General features: G+C 69.1%; 28 protein-coding genes (1 of these 28 running past the window's edge). All 28 read right to left on the bottom strand.

Going from position 1 to position 25,111, the window contains the following annotated elements; genetic code table 11:
- The coding region (locus NMQ14_RS14390; RefSeq protein WP_257097220.1) for a PAS domain-containing protein at window positions 1-540 on the bottom strand (540 nt) is incomplete at its 3' end.
- Window positions 541-622: 82 nt separating this feature from the next.
- Complete coding sequence (locus NMQ14_RS14385) at window positions 623-2,686, bottom strand: TonB-dependent receptor (protein WP_257097218.1); 2,064 nt, start codon at window positions 2,684-2,686, stop codon at window positions 623-625.
- Between the two features lie 212 nt (window positions 2,687-2,898).
- On the bottom strand, window positions 2,899-3,399 hold the full coding sequence (nikR, locus tag NMQ14_RS14380) for a nickel-responsive transcriptional regulator NikR (RefSeq protein ID WP_257097216.1): 501 nt from the start codon (window positions 3,397-3,399) through the stop codon (window positions 2,899-2,901).
- 13 nt (window positions 3,400-3,412) lie between these two features.
- Window positions 3,413-4,876: a nickel-dependent hydrogenase large subunit gene (locus NMQ14_RS14375; RefSeq protein ID WP_257097214.1), complete on the bottom strand. Its 1,464-nt coding sequence runs from the start codon at window positions 4,874-4,876 to the stop codon at window positions 3,413-3,415.
- Window positions 4,873-5,637, bottom strand: coding sequence for a hypothetical protein (locus NMQ14_RS14370; RefSeq protein WP_257097212.1), 765 nt, complete (start codon window positions 5,635-5,637; stop codon window positions 4,873-4,875). The genes NMQ14_RS14375 and NMQ14_RS14370 overlap by 4 nt, the downstream gene beginning before the upstream one ends.
- A 6-nt stretch (window positions 5,638-5,643) precedes the next feature.
- The gene (locus tag NMQ14_RS14365; RefSeq protein WP_257097210.1) at window positions 5,644-6,639 is read right to left on the bottom strand and encodes a HupU protein; all 996 of its coding nucleotides are present in this window, start codon (window positions 6,637-6,639) and stop codon (window positions 5,644-5,646) included.
- Window positions 6,636-7,130, bottom strand: a complete 495-nt coding sequence (locus NMQ14_RS14360) for a hydrogenase maturation protease (RefSeq protein ID WP_257097208.1) — start codon at window positions 7,128-7,130, stop codon at window positions 6,636-6,638. The genes NMQ14_RS14365 and NMQ14_RS14360 overlap by 4 nt, the downstream gene beginning before the upstream one ends.
- Entirely contained in the window at window positions 7,127-8,647 is a 1,521-nt protein-coding gene (locus NMQ14_RS14355; RefSeq protein ID WP_257097207.1) for a Ni/Fe hydrogenase subunit alpha, read from the bottom strand. The genes NMQ14_RS14360 and NMQ14_RS14355 overlap by 4 nt, the downstream gene beginning before the upstream one ends.
- 4 nt (window positions 8,648-8,651) lie before the next feature.
- Window positions 8,652-9,200: an NADP oxidoreductase gene (locus NMQ14_RS14350; protein ID WP_257097206.1), complete on the bottom strand. Its 549-nt coding sequence runs from the start codon at window positions 9,198-9,200 to the stop codon at window positions 8,652-8,654.
- Window positions 9,197-9,889 carry a 2Fe-2S iron-sulfur cluster-binding protein gene (locus tag NMQ14_RS14345; RefSeq protein WP_257097205.1) on the bottom strand — a complete coding sequence of 231 codons (693 nt, stop codon included), beginning with the start codon at window positions 9,887-9,889 and terminating at the stop codon, window positions 9,197-9,199. Before NMQ14_RS14345 ends, NMQ14_RS14350 begins: the two co-directional genes overlap by 4 nt.
- Entirely contained in the window at window positions 9,886-11,718 is a 1,833-nt protein-coding gene (locus tag NMQ14_RS14340) for an NAD(P)H-dependent oxidoreductase subunit E (protein WP_257097204.1), read from the bottom strand. Before NMQ14_RS14340 ends, NMQ14_RS14345 begins: the two co-directional genes overlap by 4 nt.
- Window positions 11,718-13,166: a sigma-54 dependent transcriptional regulator gene (locus NMQ14_RS14335; protein WP_257097203.1), complete on the bottom strand. Its 1,449-nt coding sequence runs from the start codon at window positions 13,164-13,166 to the stop codon at window positions 11,718-11,720. The genes NMQ14_RS14340 and NMQ14_RS14335 overlap by 1 nt, the downstream gene beginning before the upstream one ends.
- Window positions 13,163-14,908, bottom strand: coding sequence for an enoyl-CoA hydratase-related protein (locus NMQ14_RS14330; RefSeq protein WP_257097202.1), 1,746 nt, complete (start codon window positions 14,906-14,908; stop codon window positions 13,163-13,165). Before NMQ14_RS14330 ends, NMQ14_RS14335 begins: the two co-directional genes overlap by 4 nt.
- A complete protein-coding gene (locus NMQ14_RS14325; protein ID WP_257097201.1) occupies window positions 14,905-15,366 on the bottom strand; it encodes a hypothetical protein in 462 nt (153 codons plus the stop codon). Before NMQ14_RS14325 ends, NMQ14_RS14330 begins: the two co-directional genes overlap by 4 nt.
- A gap of 6 nt (window positions 15,367-15,372) precedes the next feature.
- On the bottom strand, window positions 15,373-16,449 hold the full coding sequence (gene hypE / locus NMQ14_RS14320; protein WP_257097200.1) for a hydrogenase expression/formation protein HypE: 1,077 nt from the start codon (window positions 16,447-16,449) through the stop codon (window positions 15,373-15,375).
- A complete protein-coding gene (gene hypD / locus NMQ14_RS14315) occupies window positions 16,446-17,585 on the bottom strand; it encodes a hydrogenase formation protein HypD (protein WP_257097199.1) in 1,140 nt (379 codons plus the stop codon). Before hypD ends, hypE begins: the two co-directional genes overlap by 4 nt.
- Window positions 17,582-17,824: a HypC/HybG/HupF family hydrogenase formation chaperone gene (locus NMQ14_RS14310; RefSeq protein WP_257097198.1), complete on the bottom strand. Its 243-nt coding sequence runs from the start codon at window positions 17,822-17,824 to the stop codon at window positions 17,582-17,584. The genes hypD and NMQ14_RS14310 overlap by 4 nt, the downstream gene beginning before the upstream one ends.
- Window positions 17,815-18,960, bottom strand: coding sequence for a carbamoyltransferase HypF (locus NMQ14_RS14305; protein WP_257097197.1), 1,146 nt, complete (start codon window positions 18,958-18,960; stop codon window positions 17,815-17,817). The genes NMQ14_RS14310 and NMQ14_RS14305 overlap by 10 nt, the downstream gene beginning before the upstream one ends.
- On the bottom strand, window positions 18,957-19,931 hold the full coding sequence (gene hypB / locus NMQ14_RS14300; protein ID WP_257097195.1) for a hydrogenase nickel incorporation protein HypB: 975 nt from the start codon (window positions 19,929-19,931) through the stop codon (window positions 18,957-18,959). Before hypB ends, NMQ14_RS14305 begins: the two co-directional genes overlap by 4 nt.
- Window positions 19,932-20,068: 137 nt before the next feature.
- On the bottom strand, window positions 20,069-20,413 hold the full coding sequence (locus NMQ14_RS14295) for a hydrogenase maturation nickel metallochaperone HypA (protein ID WP_257097193.1): 345 nt from the start codon (window positions 20,411-20,413) through the stop codon (window positions 20,069-20,071).
- Entirely contained in the window at window positions 20,406-21,497 is a 1,092-nt protein-coding gene (locus tag NMQ14_RS14290) for a hydrogenase formation protein (RefSeq protein ID WP_257097191.1), read from the bottom strand. The genes NMQ14_RS14295 and NMQ14_RS14290 overlap by 8 nt, the downstream gene beginning before the upstream one ends.
- Entirely contained in the window at window positions 21,494-22,012 is a 519-nt protein-coding gene (gene hybE, locus NMQ14_RS14285; protein WP_257097189.1) for a [NiFe]-hydrogenase assembly chaperone HybE, read from the bottom strand. The genes NMQ14_RS14290 and hybE overlap by 4 nt, the downstream gene beginning before the upstream one ends.
- Before the next feature lie 38 nt (window positions 22,013-22,050).
- Window positions 22,051-22,272: a rubredoxin gene (locus tag NMQ14_RS14280; protein WP_020162830.1), complete on the bottom strand. Its 222-nt coding sequence runs from the start codon at window positions 22,270-22,272 to the stop codon at window positions 22,051-22,053.
- A 2-nt stretch (window positions 22,273-22,274) separates the two neighbouring features.
- Window positions 22,275-23,150 (bottom strand): hydrogenase expression/formation protein, encoded by an 876-nt coding sequence (locus tag NMQ14_RS14275; RefSeq protein WP_257097186.1) that lies wholly within the window; start codon window positions 23,148-23,150, stop codon window positions 22,275-22,277.
- 14 nt (window positions 23,151-23,164) lie between these two features.
- Entirely contained in the window at window positions 23,165-23,659 is a 495-nt protein-coding gene (locus NMQ14_RS14270) for a hydrogenase (RefSeq protein WP_257097184.1), read from the bottom strand.
- Entirely contained in the window at window positions 23,656-24,021 is a 366-nt protein-coding gene (locus NMQ14_RS14265; RefSeq protein WP_257097182.1) for a HypC/HybG/HupF family hydrogenase formation chaperone, read from the bottom strand. Before NMQ14_RS14265 ends, NMQ14_RS14270 begins: the two co-directional genes overlap by 4 nt.
- 2 nt (window positions 24,022-24,023) lie before the next feature.
- Complete coding sequence (locus NMQ14_RS14260) at window positions 24,024-24,722, bottom strand: HyaD/HybD family hydrogenase maturation endopeptidase (protein WP_257097180.1); 699 nt, start codon at window positions 24,720-24,722, stop codon at window positions 24,024-24,026.
- Window positions 24,723-24,745: 23 nt separating this feature from the next.
- Window positions 24,746-25,111 carry the 3' portion of a HigA family addiction module antitoxin gene (locus tag NMQ14_RS14255; RefSeq protein WP_257097178.1) on the bottom strand. It continues 60 nt past the right edge of the window, so 366 of the gene's 426 nt are visible here — the last part of the coding sequence; its start codon lies off the right edge, out of view; the stop codon is at window positions 24,746-24,748.

The raw sequence follows: 25,111 nt of genomic DNA, 5'->3' as shown, positions 1-25,111 counted from the left end.
GTGGTAGGCGCGCTTGAGTTCGGCGGTCGGCCGGCCGACCAGCACGGTGCCGGCGCGCCGGCCGTTGCGCGTGAAGCGCGGCGTCAGATTGGTGTCCACCGGCACACCGGCGCCCGCGGCATCGCGCAGGTTCAATTCGACCGCCTCGCCCCGGCGCGACGGATTGGCGTCATCGAGCACGCCACGCATGCGTACGCGGCTTTCGTCGTCGGCCAGCAGCGCGAACACCGGCGTACCGCGCAACGCGTCGTCGCTGCGGCCCACCAGCTCGCACAGCGCGGCGTTGGTTTCCTCGATCTCGCCGCGCTCGTTGCACACCAGCAGCACGTCCGACATCGCCGACATGACGCTGAAGATGAACTGCTGCGACTGTTCCAGTTCGACGTTCTTCTGCTCGAGCGCGATTTCGTCGCTGACCAGCTGCGAATACACCTCGTCCATGCGCTGGATCACGTCCAGCCAGGTCGCCTCGTCCACGCCTTCGATGTGGGCGCGCGCGAGCAGGGCTTGGGTGTTGGCGGATTTCGTGCGTTCGGTCATCGCGGCAGGCGGGGGCGGCGTCAGCGGTGCATGGTAACGCCGACAGCGGCTGCCCCGCCAACAGGTCGGAGCCCGCCCGTGGTCAGAAGCGTGCGCTCAGGGTGAAGCGCATGCTGCGTGGTTCGACCGGATGGAAATGGCGGTCATCGATGCCGCCCGCCGCTTCGCCGCGCAGGCGAGAGGTGTAGAAGTACTCGATATCGTTGTCACCGCTGTCGAACAGATTGAACACGTCAAGCATCAGCCGCAGGTCGCGGCTGAGCCGGTGGCCGACGCGCAGGTAGGCCAGCGTGGTCGAAGCGGAACGTTCGGAGTTGTCCTCGACCAGCGGACGCGGGCCGACGTGGCGCAGCTGCAGGTGACCGAACCAGCCGTTCGCCAGCGGATTGTCGTCGGTCAGGCTCAGGCCGGCAGCCACGACGCGGTCGACAGCGCCCGGCACGTGATTGCCGGCCGGATCGCTTTCGGTGAAGCGGGCGCGCGAGGCGGCGACGTCCAGATCGAACAGCAGCCACGGACGCATCGTCCAGCGGTTGTTCCACTCGATGCCGCTGCGCCGGCTGGCCCGGTTGGGCTCGGTTTCACCGGCATCGCCGACGAACAGCAGTTCCGAATCCAGCTTCAGCGTCCACACGGCGAGGGAGCTTTGCAGACCCGGTATGATTTCCGTGCGTACGCCGACTTCGCTGCCCGTGGTGCGCACCAGCGCATCGACCGGATCGGCCGGCAGCCCGCCCTTCGCGGTGACGCGCGCCGTGGTGCCGCGGGCGTCATTGCTATGGAAGCCGTTGCCAAAGTTCACGAAGTACTCGGTGCGCGCCCAGGGCCCGAAGATGAACGACAGCTTGGGTGACGCGATGTGGTCGTTCGCGTCGCCACTGTTGGCGGCGATCGAACTGCTGACGTCGAAGTCGTAGTGGTCCAGGCGCAGGCCGGCCAGGCTGCGCAGCCAGGGCGTCCATTGCACACTGTTTTCGCCGTACAGGCCGACGCTGGTCTGGCGCACGTCGCTCTGCTGGGTGACGCCGGTGGTGCTGCGCGCGACCGTGGTGTAGAGCCCGACCGGGCTCAGCCTGTCGTGTCGCACCTGCACGCCCAGCGTGTTGGTCATCGGGAGCCCGGCGAGCCGGCCGTCCCAGCTGCGACTGGCGCTCATGCCCAGTACCTTGCGCTGCTCGGACTGACGGAACTGGTCACCGTCGGCCGGGTTGTCGAGGAAATAGGTGAAGTTGGACCATAGATCCAGTTCGGACTGGATGGCGTAGACGTTGAAGCGGAAGGCGCCGTCGTCATAGGCGCGCTGGTGGTTCACCGACAGGCTGTAGCGCTGCGTCTTTCCGCCATCCGTCGGATCCACCGTACCGTAGCGGCCGATCAGGCCGGACTGCACGGCGCGCAGCGGAATCTGGTCCGTCGAATCCCAGCGTGAGGTGTAGGCCATCGCGGTGACCGAGGTGCGGTTCGCACCTTCACCCAGGGTGTAGCGCAATACGCCGTTGATGCGCCGGAAATCTTCCGGGTTTTCCCACGGGCCGTCGTTGCGCGAAGTTTCGAGCGCATAGAGGAGGGTGCCCGCGCCCGCTTCATGAGCATTCATCAGCAGCGCGCGCCGGTAGCCGTCCTGGCCGATGCTGACTTCGGCCGTGCCGTGATCGAGCCGGTCGCGCAGGCCAAGCCGAGCCGAGCCGGCCGAGGCGAAGTCGCCCTCTTCGGCGTAGTAAGGACCTTTGCGGTAGTCGATGCGCCCAATCAGCTCCGGTATGAGCCAGTTCAGGTCGGTGTAGCCGTGGCCGTGCGCGTGCGTCGGCATGTTGGCGGGCATGCCATCTATATAGGTGGCGAAGTCGGTGCCGTGGTCGAGGTTGAAGCCGCGCAGGAAGTACTGGTTCGCCTTGCCGCCGCCACTGTGCTGCGTGACGATGACGCCGGGCACGAACTCCAGCACCTCGGCCGGGCGAAGCGTCGGCCGGTTCTCGATGAGACGCGCCGTGACGCGGCCCTGACTCGCTGCATCGGAGCTGCCGACCGCATTGTCGTAATGTCCCTCGACCGTCACTGTATCCAGCTTGTGGGCGGATGGCGTAGCCTCATGCGCCAGCGCGGTGCCCCACGCCCCGATGACGGGCACGCAAAGCGCCCCGAACATCCCCCTTCTCAAGCTCACTGCAGCGAGCAAGTCTTTCGCCGACACAACTCTATGCCTGTTCACGTTTTTGTATGAAGAAACTAAAAACTTAGCATAAAAGAGAAAGATTACAGTTGGTGGACGCCGGCCGAATCCATGTTCCGGCGCGACAACCGCCGTCCGGTGATCGGTCTTCGGCAGCTCGCTTCGGTGCGCCGGAGGCAGCGCTCGTGTCAGGTGGTCGGCTTGATGTGCACGTGGCCGTGTCCGCCGCGCGCGTGCCGCCGCGTATAGCTGTGCCCGCCGGGCCCCGCGTGGTGGTGGCCGGCATCGAGCTCGACGCTGATCAGGTTGATCTGGCCGTGATGCACGCCGCGCTCGGCGCACACCGCGTCGGCGAACTGCCGCACCGCCGCGATCTCGCCCTTCAGGATGACGGTTTCGAGGCAGTAGTCGTGGTCGAGGTGGGCGTGCATCGACGACACCGTGAGGTCGTGGTGTGCGTGCTGCAGGCTGATGATGCGCTCGGCCAGATCGCGTTCGTGGTGATTGAACACGTAGGACAGACAGGCCACGCACTGCGTCGCGCTACCCGTCTGCTGGGCCGTGCGGTCAAGCTCGGCTCGGAACAGGTCGCGCACCGCTTCGGAGCGGTTGCCGTAGCCCCGCTGCGCGATCCAGTCGTCGAACTGGGTGGCCAACTGGTCGTCGAGGGATATGGTGAAGCGCTGCATGCAGACTCCGTTGTCAGTGCACGGTACACACCATGCAGGGATCGAAGGATCGCACGATATGCTGCACCGCCACCGGCGTGGTTTCGCCCTCGCGCACCGGCGCGCCTTCGAGCGCCGATTCCAGCGCACCGGGCCGGCCGCCTTTGTCGCGCGGCGAGAAGTTCCAGGTAGTGGGCGCGACGATCTGGTAGTTGGCGATGCGACCGTCGCGTACAGAAATCCAGTGGCCCAGGCTGCCGCGTGCCGCTTCGCCGAGGCCGGCGCCGCTGCCTTCGTCCGGCAGCCGGCCGGGCGTGCAGAAGGGTTCGCCCGGCCGCACGGCGCGCAGCCAGTCTTCCATCATGATCACCACGCGCGCCAGTTCGAGCAGGCGGGCGACGACGCGGGTGTAGACCGTGCCGCCGTAACGACCAACCAGATCGACGATGAGCGGATGGCCGCTCGCCAGCTGGCGCGCGATGGCGCCGGTTTCGACCACTGCGCCGGCCAGCCGCGGCGCCTTGTTCCAGGTGTAGGCGCCGGGCTTGTCCGGTTCCGGCAGCGTGACGCCGCTGCGCGGATGCTGCGGGCCGCCGGCATCGCTCAGCCAGGCGTGCGTGGCGTCTTCGCGGATGGCGGCCGGGTCGAGCGGTGACAGCGCGCCGGCGTGCCAGACGCCTGCGCCCAGCGCCGTGCCGCCCGCGGGCTGCGGGTAGGCGCCGAAGCTGAGGAAGCGGCCGGGACCGGCGCCAAGCGTGGCCAGCGCCGCATCGCGCGCGACGGTCAGGAAGAAGCGCAGGTCGCCGTTCAGCGGGTCGGCGAGTGGTGCCGAGTGATGCCAGGCGTCGAGCGCGGCTTCCGAATCGAGCGCGGCCACCTGTTCCAGCGGCGCCGCATAGGTGTGGGTTTCGAGGAAGCGTCGGAATTCGCGCACGCGGGCCAGCAGGCGCACCCGTTCGGCGGCGTCGATGGCGCGCGTCGAACCACCGGGGTCGATGCTCTGCGTGTGCGGCCACTTGCCGGCCAATGTGCCGAGCAGCGTGAACCAGCGCTGGCGCGCGGCGATCGCGGCGCGCACCTGTTCGCCGGTCTGCGGCGTGAAGCGACGCACCGCCTCGGCATGCCAGGGCCGGCTTGCATACACCGGCCGCACGAAATCCGGCATGAAGAACAGGTAGAAGTGGGTCAGGTGATCGGCCAGGTTTTCGGTGGCGAGGATCACATTGGTCACGTGCTGACCGTTGGCCGGCATCGTGATGCCGCCGAGATCGGCCAGCGCACGCGCGGCCGCCACCGACTGCGACACCGAACAGATGCCGCAGATGCGCGGCACATACACCAGCGCGTCATGCGGCTCGCGCCCGCGCAGGATCTGCTCGAAGCCGCGGTACATCGGCGCATTGACGTGCGCCGACGCGACACGCCCGTCGGCGACGTCCAGCGTCACTTCGAGATCGCCTTCGACGCGGTTGAAGGGGCCGACGAGAAGGCGGGTCATTCGTCAGCGGCCTTAACACGCCGAATCAGATACCAACACATACTCAAGGCCAAGTTTCTGCCAAGCCGGCAAGTTTCGAAGTCACTCAGACCAACCGGACGGTGTGCGCCGAGGCTCAAAAACCCATACACACCAACAAGGCCCTTCTCTTCTTCCGCAGTAAACAAGTTCTTCCTTCGAAGGAGCCCAATAACGTGACCCCAGCGTGACGCGTCGTAGTCCTGCGTCTCCTCCGGATACTTCTCACCAGCAATCCCACGCGCAAGGGTTTCAAGTGCAATTCGCGCGTTGGTTAAGCATGCGTTGTAATCCGGTAACGGACGACAAAAGGCCTCAGCGGAGTCACTCAACTTTCGAACAATTTCCTCATTCTCATGCAGGCTCGACCCTTGAATTTCACGCGTCATTTCGTCCTCGATGAGGACTGCATCGGTGCCTGACGGGTCAAATCTTCGAAGCTCCTTGCCATCGACAAGCCAGCCCTCCAAGGCCAAGCAGCGCTCAAGGTCCTCGAAGCGCTCTCTCTCAAGATAGCGAGGCTTTACCTTGTGTAAGAGAGAACCACGGGTCCGAATGATCTCCTCAAGCAGAGTCCAGCACTGGTCGCTGTCCGCCTGATCCCTCAACGCAGAAAAAACGCTCGACAAGTCAGCATCACCAATCAACTGAAGCCCGTGTTTATTGAACAAAAGGTCGGTCTGCTCCGATTCGAGAAGATCAAGGAGCTGAGCAAGAGATCCAAGAGTTCTAGCTGAAAGCATGTTGGGTCACTTAAGACGCGTCCTTCTCGCCACCGGCGGCACCACGACATGGTCCGACACCGCGTTCACCTTGACCCGCTTCGGCGTCGCCGACTTCGACAGTGACGCCAGCGCGACGAACCAGGCCTTGGGCATGTCGGTCGGCAGGCCGATCGGGATGCCGGCGATCTTTGGCGTGGCATGGAAGGGGTGGCCCGGTTCCTGGAAGCCGGGTTCGGTGCAGCTGATGCAGGCGTAGCCGCCGCGGGTGCAGGAGCCTTCGCCGTTCCACGGCCGGGTGTTGCAGTCGGCGTGCGCCTGCGTGCCCTTGCAGCCCATGTTTTCCATCATGCAGCCGAGGTCGGACGGCTTTTCGGCGCTGGCCTTGAATTCGTAGTACTCGTTGCGCGTGCAGCCGTGATGCACCAGCTGGTCGGCGTAGAAGCGCGGCCGGCCAAGTGTGTCGAGGTCGGTTTCGGTGAAGCCGTCGGCGGCCAGCGCCATCAGCGTGTCCAGCACCCAGCTCGGATGGGTCGGACAGCCGGCGATATTGATCACCGGCAGGCCGCCGTGCGCGCGGAAACCGGCGCCGAGCAGGCCGCCGCGCACGTCGTCCTCGTACTGCAGGCCGCAGGCGTCGGTCGGGTTGTTGCCGCCGGCGGTGACGCCGCCCCAGGCGGCGCAGCTGCCGATGGCGATCACGTGGCGCGCTCTGGTTGCAAGCTTCCTCACCCACTCGATCATCGGCACACCGGTGCCGGCCATGACATGGAAGCGGCCGGTGCCGTTCGGCCCGCGCAGCAGCGACCCTTCGATGCACAGCGCGTCCAGCGGCAGATCACCGTCGAGGATGCGGCCGAGCAGCGCGGTCACCTCAGAACCGCTGTCCAGCGACAGCGACGGATGCCACAGCAGATCGATGCCGGCGTCGCGCAGCTGGCCGTGGAAATCGTCGGTGTCGGCGCACAGCAGCGACATGCTGCAGCCGCCACAGCCGCCGGACTGCAACCAGAGCACGTTCATGCATTCACTCCTTCTGTGTACGCGCCGCAGGCGACGGCATCGTGCAGCCAGCCGCGCGCCCGGGCGAGCGCCTGTTCGAGATCGGCCACGGCCTGCGCATCCGGCTGCTCGCCCAGTTCCCAGCGGCGGCCGCGGATGGCCAGTACAGCACACACCGGCGGTGGGCGGCGCTGCAGATCGACGAATACCTGCAGCAGCGCTTCCGGCGACAGCGCATGGCTGGTGATCTGGCGCTCGCGCTGCGGCTCGACCCTGCGCATCTGACAGGCGGCATCCAGCCCGCGCGCGGCATCGACGAAGAGCACGCGTTCGCGGCCGACCAGGTCGAGCGCGTGTTCGATCTGCAACTGGTAGTCGCTGAGGCAGTCCACGCTGCCCGCGGGCAACGCGCGTCCGGCATACGCCGCCAGCGCATCGACCAGCATCGGGCCGAGCGCGTCGTCGCCGCGGCTCGGGTTGCCCCAGCCCAGCACCAGCAGCGGCGCCGTCATTGCGCCGCCTCGGCGTCGTGCGCAGACAGCTCGCGCAGCAGTTCGCCGGTCGAACTGCGCAGCACGTGGTCGAGCACGCGGCCGTCGGCTGCGCGCAGGCTCACCGCCAGCGGCATCTGGCCGAGCGCGTGCGTGGCGCAGGACAGGCAGGGGTCATAGGCGCGGATGGCCACCTCGATGTGGTTGAGCAGGCCTTCGGTGATCGTTTCGCCATCGAGATAGCGCAGCGCCACCGCGCGCACCGCCTCGTTCATGGCCTGGTTGTTGTGCGTGGTCGATACGATCAGGTTGCAGCGGGTGACCAGGTCGTCGTCGCCGACTTCGTACTCGTGGATGAGCGTGCCGCGCGGTGCTTCGATGATGCCGATGCCCGAAGGCCGGCGCGGCCCCTCCGCCTGCAGCGGACCGCCGGTGATCAGCGCATCGTCGAGCAGCGCCGCCACGGTTTCGACACCGTGCAGCAGTTCGATCATGCGCGCCCAGTGGGTGGCCAGCACGGCGTGCACCGGCCGCCCGCCGTGCGCGGCGACGAAGGCCTGGCGCGCTTCTTCGGCGCGCGGCGTCGGGATGAAGTCGCAGTTCTGCACGCGCGCCAGCGGGCCGACGCGGTACCAGCCGTCGTCGACGCCGAGGCTGCGGCGGTAGGGGAATTTCATGTAGGTCCACGGCCGCACCGCTTCGTCTATCAGCTCGCGGTAGCGCTGGTCGTCGAAGCCGTCGACCGCGATGCGCCTGTCGGACTCGCGCAGCCGCAGCACGCCGTCGTACAGCTCCATCGCACCGTCGCGGCCGACCAGCGACATCATGGCGGCCGGGGTGTCGGCGAAGTCGGCGTAGCGGGTCGGCAGGCTTTCGTGCAGGCGGCGCGCGAGCGACACCGCGTCCTGCGCCCAGGCCAGCACCTGCGGCAATTCGGCGCGCAGCGCGTCGCGTTCGGCCGGGTCGACCGCGCGGTTCATGCCGCCGGGTATCGAACCGGTGCCATGAATGCGCTTGCCCGAGGTGATGCGGATCACCTCCTGGCCGAACTTGCGCAGCATGACGCCCTGACGCGCGGCGTCCGGAAAGGCGGCGGCCACGCCGACGATGTTGCGCTGGTCGACGCCCGCGTCGAAGCCGAACAGCAGATCGGGCGAGGCGAGGTGGAAGAAGTGCAGCGCGTGGCTCTGCACGATCTGGCCATAGTGCATGAGCCGGCGGATGCGGTCGGCCGCCGGCGGCACCGGCCAGCCGCCGACCACGCGATCGAACGCCTTCGATGCGGCCAGATGGTGCGACACCGGGCAGATGCCGCACAGCCGCTGCACCATGACCGGCACTTCCCAGTACGGCCGGCCCTCGATGAATTTTTCGAAGCCGCGGAATTCGACGATGTGCAGCCGCGCCTGGCGCACGCGGTTGTCGTCGTCGAGCAGCAACGTCACCTTGCCGTGGCCTTCGACGCGCGACAGCGGATCAATCGCGATGCGGCGCAGGCCTGCAGGGTTGTCGGCGGTTTCGAGCGGGCGGGTATCCATGGCTTCAGTCGTAGCGGATGAGGCCGGGCGCCGGCACCGGCGTGCGGCCGGCGATCAGGTCCTGCAGCAGTTGCCAGAAGGCGTCGGCCGGCGGCGGGCAGCCGGGCAGCGCGTGGTCGATGTGCACCACTTCGTGTATCGGCAGCACGCGGTTCAGCGGCAGCGGCAGTTCCGGGTCGTCCGGTACCTGACCATACACCGACTGCAGGATGTCTCCGACGTCGAGGTGGTTGCGCAGCGCCGGCAGGCCGCCGGTGATGGCGCAGGCGCCGACCGCCACCAGTACCTTGCAGTGCGCGCGAAAGGCGCGCAGCACTTCGACGTTCTCGGCATTGCACAGCCCGCCCTCAACCAGGCCGATGTCGCATTGGCCACGCTCACCCACGGTCTTGATGTCGGTCAGCGGCGAGCGGTCGAATTCGACCCGCTCGATCAGTTCGAACAGCCGCTCGTCGATATCGAGCAGCGACATGTGGCAGCCGAAACAACCGGCCAGCGACACGGTGGCCACGCGCAGCTTGCGCGGCGATGGGGATGGGGCCGATGCATTCATCCGCGCGTGTCCCCGGTATCGAAGCGGCGCCGGCCGATCGGCAGCGCGAAGCCGACCCGCTTGGGCAGCAGCGCGCCGACCGGGCAGATATGGGCAGCACGGTCGTCGACCGACAGCGCGCTGTCGCCGAGCCGGCCGCTGGCGCTGTCGATCAGCAGCCGGGTGGCGATGCCGTGGCCGCCGATGGCGAAAACGCGCTTGCCGTCGATCTCGTCGCTGGCGCGCACGCACAGCTGGCACAGGATGCAGCGGTTCGGTTCGAACAGCACGTCCGGGTGACTGGCATCGACCGGCCGCTCCGGCTTCAGCACCTCGAAATTCAGGTCGGTCATGCCGGCGCGCTCGGCCTGTACCTGCAGCAGGCAGTTGCCGCTCTTTTCGCAGCCGGGGCAGAAGTGATTGCCCTCGACGAACAGCATCTGCAGCAGGCGCAGGCGCTGCGTGGCCAGCGACGCGGTGCGGCATTCGACCTTCTGGCCGGCCACCGCCGGCGTCACGCAGGCAGCCACCGGCCGGCCGTCGGCCAGCACGGTGCACAGCCGGCACGATGCGCTGGCCGATACCTCGGCGCTCCAGCACAGGTGAGGAATGTCCAGCCCGGCGCGCGCCGCGGCGGTCAGTATCGTGTCGCCCGGCTGCAGCGCGACCGGCTGGCCATCGAGGTCGAAGGTCGGGCCTGTGGCGCTCATGCCGGCGTGTCCGTGTGCAGATGGGCGCCGGCGTCGCCGCGGCCAGTGGCGCGGCGCGCCGACGACAGTGCGGCGTCGAGGTCGACGTCCGGCTGGAACTGCGGCGCAGTCGCGCGCTGCGCGTAGGCCGCGCCGAAATGACGCATCGTGTCGCGAAGCGGATTGCAGGCCGAGGCGCCGAGGCCGCAGTGGGTGCCGCTGTGCAGCACGGTGTCGAGATCGTGCAGGCGTTCGATATCGAAAGCGGACGCGCTGCCAGCGCCGCGCGCGTGCGCCAGCTTGTCCAGCCGCCGCACCACCAGTTCGGTGCCGACGCGGCAAGGCGTGCACAGGCCGCAGCTTTCATGCGCGAAGAAGCGGGCGAAGTGGCGCGCCACCTCGAACAGGTCGCGCGTGCGGTCGAACACCATGAAGGCGCCGGCACTCGGCACGTCCTCGAAGGCGATGGCGCGGTTGCATTCGGACGCCGGCACGCAGGCGCCGGACGGACCGCCGACCTGCACCGCCTGCACGTCGCGGGCGCCGCAGTCCGCGAGGATCTGCGCGATGGGCGTGCCCAGCGGGTATTCGTACAGGCCGGGTCGCGCACAATCGCCGGACACCGAATGGATCTTCGTGCCGGTCGATTGCGCCGTGCCGATGCCGGCCCACCAGGTGCCGCCGCGGCGCGCGATATGGGCGACCGCGCAGAAGGTTTCGACGTTGTTCACCACGGTAGGCCGGCCGAGGTAGCCGGCCTGTACCGGGAAGGGCGGGCGGATGCGCGGCGTGCCGCGCTTGCCTTCCAGCGATTCGATCAGCGCCGATTCCTCGCCGCAGACATAGGCACCGGCGCCCAGATGGATGGCGATATCGAAAACGAAGCCGGCGACGCCCCCTGCGTCACGGCCGAGCAGGCCCTGTGCACGGCGGCGCGCGAGCCCCTGTTCGAGCTGCGGCAGCAGGAAGCGGTACTCGCCGCGCAGGTACAGAAAGCCCTGCTGCGCGCCGACCGCGCGCGCCGCCACCGTCATGCCGTCGAACACGGCGTCGGCGTGGCTCGCCAGCAGCACGCGGTCCTTGAAGGTGCCGGGCTCGCCCTCGTCGGCGTTGCAGACGACACAGCGCAAGGGGCCGGCTGCGTCGCGGCAGGCCTGCCATTTGCGCGCGGTCGGAAAGCCCGCGCCGCCGCGGCCGCGCAGGCCGGACTGCGCCACTGCGTCGAGCAGGGCCTGCGGCGACTGCGCGAGCACCGCCGGCAGCGTCGGTGTGTCGGCGGCCAGACCGCCCAGCAGCACATCGGCCCGCTGCACGCCGTCGATCACCTCGAACCACTCGGCCGGCCACTGTTCGACCGGCGTGCCGGCCAGCAGCAGATCGGCGAGCGCGTCGACGCGCGCCGCGTCCAGTCGCGTGACGGCCTGATGATGATTCACCAGCAGTGCCGGACCCTGGTCGCACAGTCCGGTACAGGAACAGCGGTCTACGCTGAATCGGCCCTGCGCATCGACCTCGCCCGGCGCCACGCCGAGGCGTGCGCACAGCTGCGCCAGCAGTGCTTCGCTGCCCAGCATGCGGTCGGTGATGTTGTCGGAGAACAGCAGCCGCGTGCGGCCCACCGGGCGGGTGTGGAAGAAGCGGTAGAAACCGGCCACACCTTCGACGTGCGCAAGCGTCAGACCGAGCGCGGCGGCGATGCGGGCGAGCAGCGGGCGCGGCAGCCAGTGCGTGATCGCCTGCGTTTCGCGCAGCACCTGCACCAGCGCGTGCGGATCGCGCTGCCAGCGGTCGAGCACCGCATCTGCGCTCTCCAGCCCATCGTCACGCACTGCTGCCGCATCAACGAACATCAGCCCTCCAGACCGAAACGCACCATCTTTCCTCGAAGACCGACGCGCGAAAGCCCCAGCTCCCTGGCAGCGCGCGTCTTGTTCCAACGATGGCGCAGCAATGTTTCACGCAACAGCATGGCTTCGATCGCGTCCAGCCGCTCGGCCAGCGTACCGCTGGCCGGCAGCGGCGTAGCGCTGGCGGTGGCCGTGAGGCCGGTCTGACCGTGCAGCACACGCAGCGACAGCGACAGCGCCTCGATGCGTTCGCTGTCGCTCAGCGCGAGCGCGCGCGCCAGTTCGTTGCGCAACTCGCGGATATTTCCTGGCCAGGGATAGGCCATCAGACAGGCCATCGCCTCATCGGTCAACACGGCGCCGGGGCGGCCCAGTTCGATGCCTACTTCGTCGACGACACGGCGGGCGATCGGCTCGATGTCACCCACCCGCTCGCGCAACGGGGGTACGGTGAAGGTGGCGCCGGCGATGCGGTAATACAGATCTTCGCGGAACAGCCCGTCGCGCACCCGCTGTTCGAGCTCGCGGTGGGTGGCGGCGATGACACGTACGTCCACCGGCAGGGCGCGCGTACCGCCGACCGGGCGCACCTCGCCTTCCTGCAGCACGCGCAGCAGGCGCACCTGGAAGGCGGGCGATGTTTCGCCGATTTCGTCGAGGAACACGGTGCCGCCGTCGGCGCGCTGAAAGAGGCCGATATGGTCTTCGTAGGCGCCGGTGAAGGCACCGCGCTTGTGGCCGAACAGTTCGGATTCGAGCAGCGTTTCCGGTATCGCCGCGCAGTTCTCGACGACGAAGGCGCCATTCGCGCGCGGGCTGGCGTAGTGGATGGCGCGCGCCAGCAGTTCCTTGCCGGTGCCGGATTCGCCGAGCACCAGCACCGACAGGTCGTAGCGCGCGACGCGGGCCGCCATTTCGCACACTGAATCGAGTGGGCTGCCGGGCGCGCGCTCGATGCGGTCGAAACCGAAGGTCTTGCGCGCGCGCTCCAGCTTGTGCGCCGCGCGCTGGCGCAGCACCGGTGTGGCGGTGCGCAGTTCGAGGTCGAGGCGGGCGGTTTCCTGCTGCAGCGTCTGCGCTTCGGCGGCATTGCGCACGGTGGCCAGCAGGTGGTCGGGCACCCACGGTTTCAGGATGTACTGATAGATGCCGGCGTCGTTGATGCCGGCGATGATGTCTTCCGAATCGGTGTAGCCGGAAATGACGATGCGCACGACGTCGGGCCAGCGCTCGCGCACCTCTTTCAGGAACAGCACGCCGGTCAGGCCGGGCATGCGCTGGTCGCACAGGATGACGTTCACCTCGTGCCGCTCAAGCTGCTGGCGCGCGTCGTCGGCACCGCTGGCGGTGAGCACGGAGAAGTCCTCCTCCAGCGTGCGACGCATCGCGTCCTGCGAGCGCACTTCGTCGTCGACCACCAGCACGGTGGGCAGGCGCAGCGTGGCGTTCATCGTGCGCCGACCTCGCGGTGGACGGCCAGATGGCGCGGCGTCCACGCGTGCGGCAGCTTGTGCACGAAGTGATGGCGTGCGATGTGGAAGCTGGGGTCGAAGCCGTAGAAGTTGCGGTGCATGCGGGACAGTTCTTCCTGGCGGTAATCGGCAAGTGGACGGTCGGCTTCGTGGGCCGCACGCTCGGTCTGTTTGCGCATGACGCGATCGCGCAGATTGTACGACGCAGCCAGCAGGCGGGCTTCCCGCACCGCCGCATCGAGCGCGTCGCCGGCCGCGCCATCGAGGCAACGGTCGACGAAGCCGATGCGCAGCGCCTCGGGCACCGACAGCGGCAGCCGGCGCTGCATCAGCGCACGCGCGCCGTCGGCGCCGAGCCGGCGCGGCGCCAGATAGGTCCAGTACTCCGAGCCGTACAGATTGCCCATGTTCTTGTAGTGCGGGTTCAGCATGACGCCGCGCTGCGCCCACACCTCATCCGCCGCCAGCGCGAGGAAGGCGCCGCCGGCACCGGCGTTGCCGCGCAGCAGCGACACCGTGAGGCGGTCGGTGGTGGTGATGATTTCCAGCGCGACGTCGTTCATCGCATTGATGTTGCGCCACGATTCGTCGGCCGCACTGTCGCCGTCGCGGTGCGCCGCCGCCTCGATGCAGTTGAGATCGATGCCATTGCTGAAGAAGCCGTCGCCGCCGGCGATCAGCAGCAGCTGCGTGTCGCGCTGCTTCACCTCGACCAGCGCGTCGCGCAGGCGCTGGCATTGCGCGGTGGACATCGCGCCATTGCAGAAGTCAAAACTCAGCACGCCGACGCGGGCTCCGCACTCGCCATGCTCGGTGTAGCGCAGCTCGCCCCACTCATCGGCCACCCGCGTGAGCGGCACTGCGCGTTCGGGCAGCGTCGCGGCCTCCGACGCAAAGGCCTGCGTCGCCGGCAGCTTGATCGGCGACGCTGCGTCGCCGAGGGCGACCGACACGCGTCCAATCCAGACGCCGCCATCGACGGTCCGGCGCAGCAGCGCGCCGTCACGCTGCGCCAGCACGTCGCCCGGCCCACCGCCAAGGCCGGCCAGCACCTCCGGCGTCGCGGGGTGCGCGTCGAACAGCCGGCAGGGCGTACCGAACAGCGCATCGACCACGCCCGGTTGACCGTCGGAGGCACGTATCTTCGCCAGCACCGTTGCGCTGTCGTCGCGCGACCAGTCGATCGCGCGGCGCGCCTGCGGCAGCACGCCGCGCCAGCCGTCGGCGGCGGGCACGCTTTTCTGCGGCGCATCGCCGGCAGTGAAGCGGGCGAGCGCCTGCAAGGTCGCCGCGACCGCCGCCTCGGTCACCTCGCGCCGGTAGAGCGTGCCCTTGGACGCCGCACGCAGCGGGAAGGTCGCGGCCCCCCAGACCGGACCGGCGTCGAAATCGCCATCCGCCTGCAGCACGGTGACGCCCCACTCGCGCTGCCCCTCGACGATGGCCCAGTCGAGCGCTGCCGGACCGCGGTCGCCGGGCGGACCCGGATGCACGATGAAACAGGGCAGGGCGCGCCACACCGGCTCCGGGATGCGCCGCTTCAGGAAAGGGGCCAGCACGAGGTCCGGCTGGAACAGCGCGACCGCCTCGTCGGTCACGGCGTCCGCGATGTCCAGCTCCACCGACAGCATGTGACCGAGCGCCGTCAGCTCGGCGTACAGGCGCTGGCTCAGGCTGTTGAAGCTGTGGCACAGCAGCAGGACGCGCAGCGGCGGTGTCATGTCGGCAGCTTCAGTCCGGCCAGCGTGCGTGCGGCGTCGCGACGACCCATGTAGAGCGCGAGCTTGCGTTCGATCGCGTCGAGTGCGTGGTTGAAGGCGGCAGCGCCTTCGGCGGCCAGCAGCGGGCGGGCGATCAGTGCCACATCGGGCCCGAAGTGAGGTGCCAGCCGGTGCATTGCGTCGGCGCGCCGCATTTCGAGCAGCGCGTCGACTGGCCTTTCACCTGCGCCGGAGACCGGCTGCGCAGCGGGATCGACCGCCTCGACGTGGCCCAGGCTGCGCAGCTCGTCGAGCAGGCTGGCTGCGCCGTCGCCGATCACAGCCTGCAGCGCGGACAGCGGTGCCTGGCCGTTGACGACGATGAGCGCCGCACGCAGGCGGCCGCGCAGCGTGCCGGTGCGCGACTGCAGTTCGGCGCGGCCCTTGTCGGTCTTGGCGTAGACGCGATCGGCGCTCATCGCGGTTCAGCAGATGCGCGGCAACTGCTCTCCGCTCAGCCAGTCGACCACGCGCCGGCCACCGAAGCGGGTGTTCATCTGCACGAAGTGGTGCGCGTCAGCCTGCACGACGCCGATGCGCGCGGCGTCCGTGCCGCGCGGATGCGCGCGCATCGCCGCTAGTACGGCGTCGGCCTGTTCCGCCGGCACGATGGCGACCAGCTTGCCTTCGTTGGCGACGTACAGCGGATCGAGCCCGAGCAGTTCGCAGGCGGCGTCGACTTCGGGCTTGACCGGTATGGCCGCCTCGTCGAGCAGCATGCCGACGCCCGACTGGCCGGCGATTTCGTTCAGCGTGGTGGCCAGGCCGCCACGCGTCGGGTCGCGCAGCACGCGGATGGCCGGCGACGCGGCCAGCATTGCGGCGACCAATGTATGCAGTGCCGCGGTGTCCGATACGATGGTCGTTTCGAATTCGAGCGACTCGCGCTGCGACAGCACGGCCACACCGTGGTCGCCGATGGTGCCGGACAGCAGGATGACGTCGCCGGCGCGCGCGTTCGCGCCCGACACGTCGATGCCGTGCGGCACCACGCCGACACCGGTGGTGCTGATGAACACGCCGTCGCCCTTGCCCTGTTCGACCACCTTGGTGTCGCCGGTGATGACCGGCACGCCGGCCTCGCGCGCCGCCGCCGCCATCGACTGCACGATGCGCTTCAGATCGGCCAGCGGAAAGCCCTCTTCGAGGATGAAGCTGGCCGCCAGGTAGAGCGGTGTGGCGCCCATCATCGCCACGTCGTTCACCGTGCCGTGCACGCTGAGCGCGCCGATGTCGCCGCCGGGGAAGAACAACGGCGAAATCACATGGCCGTCGGTCGCCATCACCATGCGCTGGCCGGCCGGGATGGCGAACGCGGCGCCGTCGTTGCCCTGGCGCAGCCAGGGGTTGTCGAAGGCGGCGAGAAAGATTTCGTCGATCAGTTGCGCGGCGGCGCGGCCACCGGCGCCGTGGCCCATGTCGATGCGACCGTGCCGGATGTCCAGCGGCCGGACGTAACCGGCGCGCACCGTGCCGCCCTTGCTGTCGTCTCTCGCGTTCATGCTGTCACCACCGGAATGTCCTTGAACCGCCCGTAGGCGTAATGCGCGGCACAGGCCCCCTCGCTCGACACCATGCACGAGCCCACCGGGTTTTCCGGCGTGCACACGGTGCCGAAGATCTTGCAGTCGGTCGGCTGCTTGACGCCGCGCAGGATGGCGCCGCACTCGCAGGCCTTGTTGTCGGCGACCGGCGTGTAGCCGAGGCCGAAGCGGCGCTCGGCGTCGAACTGCGCGAACGCCGGGCGGATCTTCAGCGCGCTGTACGGCACCTCGCCCAGGCCGCGCCATTCGAAGGTCGGCCGCAGCTCGAATACCTCGGACACCTTCTGCTGCGCGCCCAGGTTGCCGTCGCGGTCGACCGCGCGGGTGAATTCGTTCTCGACGTGCGCCCGGCCTTCGTTCACCTGACGCACCAGCATCAGGATGGCCTGCATCACGTCCAGCGGTTCGAAGCCGGCGATCACCACCGGCTTGCGGTATTCCTCGGCGAAGTGCTCGTACGGACCCGAGCCGATGACGATGCTCACGTGCGCCGGGCCGACGAAGCCGTCGATCGGCACTGTGCCGTACTGGCGCACCTCCGGCGATTCGAGGATGTGCGTGATGGCCGACGGCGTCAGCACGTGGCAGCACAGCACGCTGAAATTCGCCAGGCCCTCGCGCTGCGCGCGCAGGATGGCCAGCGCGGTCGGCGGCGTCGTCGTTTCGAAGCCGATGGCGAAGAACACCACTTCGCGCCCCGGGTTGTCGCGCGCAATGGTGAGCGCGTCGGTGGCCGAATACACCATGCGGATGTCGCCGCCGCGCGCCTTCGCCTTGGTCAACGACAGGTTGTCGGAGGCCGGCACGCGCATGGTGTCGCCGTAGGTGCACACGATGGCGTCGCGCTCGAGCGCCAGGCCGATCGCCATGTCGACGCGGCCGATCGGCAGCACGCAGACCGGGCAGCCCGGGCCGTGGATCATGCGCACGTTCGGCGGCAGCAGTTCGCGCACGCCGTAGCGCGAAATGGCGTGCGTATGGCCGCCGCAGAACTCCATGAAGCTGTACTGGCGGGCCGGATCGGCTTCGGCGCGCAGGCGCTCGCCGATCTTGCGGGCGACGTCGCCGTCGCGGAATTCGTCGATGTATTTCATGCGGACGCTCCGTCTGCGGCGGCCGCTTCGGCCATCTCGCCGAACAGCGCCAGCGTGCGCTCGGCCTCTTCCGGGTCGATCATGCCGATGGCGTGGCCGACATGGATGATGACGTAGTCGCCGACCTGCGCCTCGGGCACCAGTTCGATCGACACGTCCTTGCGGATGCCGCCGAGGTTCACCACTGCGCGTTCGTCGGCGCGCAGTTCGACCAGTCTGGCGGGGATGGCTAGACACATGACAGGGACTCCGTAAGCACGCCGGGTGCGAGATGGATCTGCTGCGCGACGGCCCAGGCCTGGCCCAGCGCCAGACCGGCGTCGCCACAGGAGGTGGCTTGCGGCCGCAGCACGCGCAGGCCGCGGCTCTGCAGCCGCAGCGTGACGCGGCGCGTCAGCAGCGCATTCATGAAACAGCCGCCGCCGAGGCAGACGGTGTCGACCTGGGTGGCCTGCGCGGCGGCGATCGCCCACTGCGCAAGACCGTCGGCCAGCGCCACGTGGAACCAGGCCGCGGCTTCGTCGCATCGATTTTCGCCGTCCGGCCAGTCAAGCAGGCGGGCGAGCAGCGGACGCAGGTCCAGCATGCTGTCGCCCGCGACCTCGACGACGCTGTCCAGCGTCGGCTCGCCGTGCGCGGCAAACCAGCGCTTGGCGGCCGATTCGAGCGCGATGGCGGCTTCGGCCTCGTGCGACTGGCGCACGCTGACGCCAAGGGCGCCGGCGGCGGCGTCGAACCAGCGGCCAGTGCTGGTGGTGGGCGCGCTGTTCAGGCCGGTATCGAGCATGCGGGCAACAGTGCGCGCGGCCTGCGCGCCGACCGCAGCGGTGTAGCGCGCCTCGATGTCGGCGCCGCGACCCAGCGTCTGCATCGCGGCGGCCGCCATGCGCCAGGGCTCGCGCGCGGCCACGTCGCCCCCGGCCAGTCGCAGCGGCCAAAGATGGCCGAGCCGGCGCCATTCTCCGGGGGCGACCCACAGCAGTTCGCCGCCCCAGGCCACGCCGTCGGTGCCCAGGCCGACGCCATCCAGCGCCAGCCCGACCACCGGCTCGGTCAGGCCGTGTTCGGCCATCACCGCGGCGATGTGCGCGTGGTGGTGCTGCACGCCGATGGCCGGCACGCCGAGCCGGTCGGCCAGCGCAACGGCCCGCTGCGTGCTGTAGAAATCCGGATGCAGATCATGTGCGATCGCTGCGACCGGCGAGGTCGCCTGCGCGAGCAGGGTGTCCAGCGAACGGTCGAGCGCCACACAGGCCTGCGGGTCGCCGAGGTCGCCGTGCATTGGCGACCACACGGCGCGACCGTCCTCGAACAGGCAGGCGGCGTTCTTCAACCAGGCGCCGACTGCCAGCACGGTGGGCGTTGTCGGGCTCATGAGGCGACGCTCCGCACGATGTCGTCGAGACCGGCCTGCAGCCCGGCCACCGCGTCGCTGGTCAGCCGCGCCTCCATCCACGCCAGCCAGTCGCCCATGCCCTCGCCCGTCGTGGCCGACACGCGGATGACTTCGATGGCCGGATTGACGCGGCGCGCGAAGGCGATGCAGCGCTCGATGTCGAAATTCAGATACGGCAGCAGGTCGATCTTGTTCACCAGCATCAGCGCACTGGCGGCGAACATGTCCGGGTATTTCAGCGGCTTGTCCTCGCCTTCGGTGACCGACAGGATGGCCACCTTGGCCGCCTCGCCGAGGTCCCACATCGCCGGGCAGACGAGGTTGCCGACGTTCTCGATGAACAGCAGGCTGCGGCCGTCACCGTGCCCACGGTCGTCGCGCTGCAGGCGGGCGAAGGCCTCGGCCACCATGGGCGCGTCGAGGTGGCAGCCCTTGCCGGTGTTGATCTGCAGCGCCGGCGCGCCGGTGGCGCGGATGCGGTCGGCGTCGAAGGAAGTCTGCTGATCGCCCTCGATCACCGCCACCGGCAGGCCCGGCGCACGCGCCTTCAACGCCTCGATGGTGGCGCACAGCAATGTCGTCTTGCCGGAGCCGGGGCTGGACACGAAGTTCAGCGCGGTCACGCCGTAGGCCGCGAACAGTGCGCGGTTCTGCGCGGCCACGCGGTCGTTCTCGCCGAGGATGTCGGTTTCGAGCCGGATCGCGCGCGCCTGGCTCATGCCGGGCACCGACACCTTCGCCGCACCGGCGCCGAAATGCAGGTCGCCGCTGGATGGGTCGACCGCGATGTGCGACGCATCGGCCGGCGTCGGTTCCGCCAGACGGATCGCCAGCGCACCGGCCTTCACCCGGCGCGCCGCTGGCGAATAGGGGCTGGGCGGATGGGCGTGGCCGTGCCCTTCCATCGTCACCTGGCTGCCGTCTCCGGCACATCCGCATACAACGCACATATCGATCTCCTTGGTCCTTGCCCGGTCCGGGCCCCGACTTCAGTGTTAGCGAGCGTGCCCGCGACGGCGCGAAAAATCCTGCAGCGCTGCGCAACCGCCCGATCGCGAGCACGCTCGCTCCCAAAAAAAACCGCTTCTCAATCCTCGACCTGCATGTCGATCACCTTCAGTTCGGTGCCGCCGGTCGGCTGCAGCCGGTAGCCGCCGCAGTGGGTGCAGGCGTCGCCGCGCTGCGCGATCTCAACAGTGAGGCTGCAGTCCATGCACCACGCCTGACCCGGCGGTTCGTCGATGTCGATCCGTGCGCCGTCGAGCAAGGTGCCGGGCGCGATGGCTTCGAGTGCGAAGCGCAGTGCGCGCGACTCGACGCCGGCCAGCTGGCCCGCCTCCAGCCGCAGGTGAGTGACCCGTGCAAAGCGCTCGCGCGCGGCGGTCCGTTCGACCAGCTGCAGGATGCCGCCGGCCAGGCTGGCTTCATGCATGGGCCAGCTCCGCGGCGCCGGCCACCTCGTAGCGCACGCAGGGGTCGTATGCCGCCATCAGCAGCGCGACACGGCGCGCGCAATCGGGCGCTGCCGGGTCGAGCTTTTCGAGTGCGGCAGCCACCGCGCCGTCGGCATCGAAATTCCATTCGGTCGGTGCCAGCACATGGCAGGCGGCAATGCGCGCCTGATCACCCTGGCCATCCAGCCGCACGTGATGCACGAGCAGGCCGCGCGCCATTTCCGCCCAAGCCAGCCCCTCGCCCGGCGCCAGCGACAGACGGCCGCTGAGCAGGCGGCCTTCGCCGCCGGGCAGCGCGAGACGCACCAGTTCAGCCAGCCGCGCGGCGAAGCGGTCGGACGCCGAGCGGGGCAGCATGGAATCGGCCAGCCGCGTCCAGCAGCCGGTTTCGGCACAGGCACCGTTCATGCGCGGGCGACGCGTGAAGGCCGGGTCCTGCGTCATCTCGGCGGCCAGTGCGCGCAACGCCGCTTCACTGGCATGCACGTGCAGCGCAGGCGCCGCGGCGACCGGTGCATCGGCCAGCGCGGCGTTGTCGCGCAGCAGGCGAGCCAGCCAGGACGGCGCTGCATCGCGCCAGACGGTGAAGGCCTGCTGCGGTGCGCGCTCGAAGGCGGCCAGCCACTGCGTCGGCGCGACGCCGAGCAGGTGGCGCTCGATCCAGTCCGGCATGTTGTCGGCACGGTCGTCGTCGCGCCCGCCGGCGCGCAGCACCGGACAGGTGGCAAGCGCGCGCTGTGCGTCGGCCGATGGCCCGGCCATCAGCAGCGCCGGCCAGTCGAGCAGGATGCGGCGCAGGTGTTCGCGCTGTGTTTCGCCGCGCAGGGTGTCCGGCCGCGGCGCATCGACGCCCAGCGCTGCGTCGACCGCGGCGCCCGCGCACAGCCGGTGCGCGTGGCTGCACAGGCTGAACACGGCACCGAGCAGATCGGGCAGCGACTGCGCCGGGCGACCGACGGCGAGGCGCGCCGCCCAGTCCGGACGCTGACCGCTCAGCGCGGCCGGGCGTGGAGCACCCGGCTGCACGCGCAGCACGCCGGCCAGTGCGTCGAGCGACATCATGGCGTGCGGCTCCGTCCGAACAGGAAGCCGCGGCGGGCCGGGCGTTCCGGCTGTTCCGCCGCGTCCTTTGCCGCATCCTTCGCTGCCTCGGGCAGCGGTTCGCGCAGTCGCGCCAGCACCGCCTGCGCGGTGGCGACGGCGGTGTCCTGCGACGCGAAATCGAACATCGGCGAAAACAGCGAACAGGCGTCGAAGGTGCCGACGGCGGCTTCGTGCGCGCCGATGAAATCGAAGCGCTCGCGCCCGACTGCCAGCCGGCGCGTGACGCCGACGCGCCCGAGCTCGTCCTCGCGCGCCAGCGGCAGGCGCACCAGATTCATGAACCACGGCGTCACCAGCACGCCGCTCGCGGCCGCCGGCAGGTCCGGCTCCGACGCACACGGCTCGAAACCCACCGCCTCGATGCGCAGCGCCCCGTTCACGATCGGCAGCCCGGCCATGCGGGTGTCGGCGATCTGGCGGAACAGCGCTTCGAGGGCGCTCATACGGTAGGCGAGCATCGGGTCGGTGATCATGTCGGTCGCGCAGGTGCGGTGAGGTGAGGCGATCAACCTCAGTCGATCACCATGAACTGGTCGGCGTCGCCGTCGCACTGCGGGCAGCGCCAGTGCGGCGGCAGGTCGGTGAAGGCGGTGCCCGGCGCGATCTGCCACACCGGGTCGCCCTGCTGCGGGTCATACACCCACCAGCAGATCTTGCATTCGAGCTTCGCATTGTCCGGCAACTTGCCGGCGTCGCCGAGATAGCTGCCTTCGAAGCGCACATTGGCCGACATGATCATTCGCCTTCCACCCAGGCCAGCACTTCGGTCAGGCGCTCGAACGAGTCCTCCAGATCTTCCTTCGCCGCCAGCGCGACTTCCGGCAGCGCGGACACCTCGACCGTGTTCAGGATGACCACGTCCTGCGAGTTGTAATACACGACGCGCCAGGTGTTGGGCACGCGTGTATTGGTGATGCGGCAGTTGCCGTAACCGCGCGACAGGATGAGCACACGGCCGGTGCCGAGGTGGTGGTCCATGAAGCCGATGTCTTCGACCGACATCGGCAGCAGCGTCAGGTTCACCACGTGCGCCGGCTTGCCGGGCTGCCAGGCGCGCCACTGGTCGCCGATCTCGGCCAGCAGCGCCGGTGCGTTCTGCACATTGGGCGGCAGCGCGCCCTGCCAGCGCGGCGCGGTGATCCACAGGTCTTCGGTGGCCGAAGTACGCAGCACCTGCGGAATGGCGCCCACCTCCATCGTGTCGGACACGACACGGCCACCGTCGCTGACAATGACGCGCCAGACGCCGGCGAACACCGATTCCTGCACCGCCACGTGGTGGCCGGCATCGCCGTCGGTGCGTACCTGCGCGCTGACCTCGCCCTCGCCCATGACCTGATTGATCAGCTTCAGGTCCTCGGGCGGCAGGCGGGTCAGGTCGATGCTGCGGTTGCGGCCGTCGGTGCGCGTCTCGCCCAGGCAGGCCAACACGTCGCGCAGCGCCAGATGCGCCTGTTCGTGGCCGACCAGCTCTTCCGGCTCGGGCAGGATGGGCGGACGGAAGGTTTCCATGCCCTGCGGCATGTTGAGGTAGTGCAGCGCTTCGTCTTCGACCTGGGTGCCGGGGCCGATGACGGCGACCGGAATCGGGAAAGCGGGAAATTCTTTCACGTGTCGTACTCCGTTCAGTGACAGGACGAATCGGATGCGCTGCCATTGCGCACCGGAATGCCGATGGTGGGTGCGCGCGACGCGGGCATCGCCAGCGCTTCGCCGACGCGCTCGACATAGACCTGCCAGTCGAGCATGCCGGACAGCACGGTGACGTACTGGCCGTCGCGCACGAACACCAGCGCCGGCCAGCGAATCGAGCCGTAGCGCTTGGCGATCGCGTCCTCGTGTTCGCGCGTGGCGACGCCGATGGCGAAGCGCTGCGCGAAGTGCTGGCGCAGTTCGGGCAGCACGACGGCGAGGTCGAGCGCCTCGGGGAAGCGCACCGGGTCGCCGGCCAGCAGGATGACGTGGTCGCCGCCGCCGCCGGCCCAGTCGGCGACGTTGTCGGCGGTGAGCCAGGTCGCGCCGTGCGTGCTGACCAGCCGCTCGATCAGCGGCGACACGAGAGCCGGCGCGGCGACCGGCAGCGTGACGACCGTTTCGGATGATGCGGTTTCGATGTTCATGCGCTTTCTCCCTGCGTGGTGTGCTGCGAGTTATCCGGTGCGGTGTCCTGCACTTGCGCGCGGGCGCCGGACAGCGCCCGCAGTTGTTCACTGCTCATTGCCGACGGCAGCGCGAAGGCGGCATCGCCGTCACCGGCTTCGCCCTGCATGACGGCTTCGATCAGGTCCAGCGTGGCGTCGACTTCGCGTGCGCGCTCGACCGTGATGCGTTCCTGCGCGCTGTCGAGGAACACCAGCAGCCAGTCGCCGACGGCCACTTCGCCGACCAGCGCGCTGCGCACGCGGCGTTCGCCCAGCCGGCCCGCGCAGCGCGCGTGACCCGGCTCCACGGCGATCACCTGCATCGGTATGCCCAGACACATGATCAGGCTGTGCCCGCAGTCGAGTCCTCCGCACCTGCGGCAGGAAAGAAGCGGGCGTCGCCGCTGCGGCAGGCGAGCGCTTCCGGCGGACGCTCATCCTCGTAGCGCGCCAGTTCGAGCTCGGCGAAGGTGATGCACTCGCGCACGGTCAGCGGCGTGGTGCGCGGCACCGGTCGGGCGCCCCAGCGGCGCAGCGCCTCCAGGCCCAGCGCCAGCGCGTCGTCCATCGCGCGGCGCACCGTCGGTCGCAGGCTGCCGCCGTAGTCCTCCAGCTCTTCCGGCTGACAGCCGATCAGCAGCACTTCGCGCGGGTACCGCCCGGTCAGCTGCGCCAGCATCAGCACCTCCTGGAAGCCGGTCTGGTGCAGGCTCATCTTCTTGGCGCCCATGAAGCGCGGCACGTCGTCGTTGGCGATGCACTTGAGCGTACCCGGTTCGAGGCCGTAGTCGATGGCGTCGAAGATGAGCAGGCAGTCGGCTGCCTGCACGTGCTGCACGAGGTACAGGCCTTGCGTGCCGCCGTCGATCAGCTGAACGTCGGGGCTCCCTTGCGGTGCGAAATCGAATTCGAAGCGATGCTGCAGCGCTTCGACGCAGCGCACGCCGAAGCCTTCGTCGGCCCACAGCACGTTGCCGATGCCGAGCACGACGATGCTGTCACGGGGTGGGTGACAGCTGCTTGCGGACGGATTCGGGGTCACGGTCAAAATCCCTTCGGAAAGAATCAGTGAGCGCCGCGCGGAAGCGTGGCGTGGGGCGTGGCGCGCAGCGACTTCCAGGCGTGGAAGCTGTCCCAGGCGGACTGCAGGGCGAGCCAGAAGGCGGCGTCGGTGCCGAACAGCAGGGCGCAGCGGATGGCGGTGTCGGGCGTGAAGGCGCGCTGGCCGTGCACGATCTCGTGCAGGCGGCGGCGCGACATGCCGAGCGCACGCGCGGCTTCGCTCTGCGACAGCCCGAGCGGCTCGAGATAGTTACGCGAAAGAAATCGTCCCGGATGCCACGGCGCCCGCACCGGAATGCCGGCGGGTACGCGTTGCAGGGGTGACCGTCCGGGACGCAAGGGGTGCACAACACGCCTGCTTTCTCGCGA

This window comes from Methyloversatilis sp. XJ19-13, assembly GCF_024580155.1.
Taxonomy (GTDB): domain Bacteria; phylum Pseudomonadota; class Gammaproteobacteria; order Burkholderiales; family Rhodocyclaceae; genus Methyloversatilis.
The sequence above is the reverse complement of the archived record's forward strand: the minus strand, read 5'-3'. Positions and strand labels throughout refer to the sequence as shown.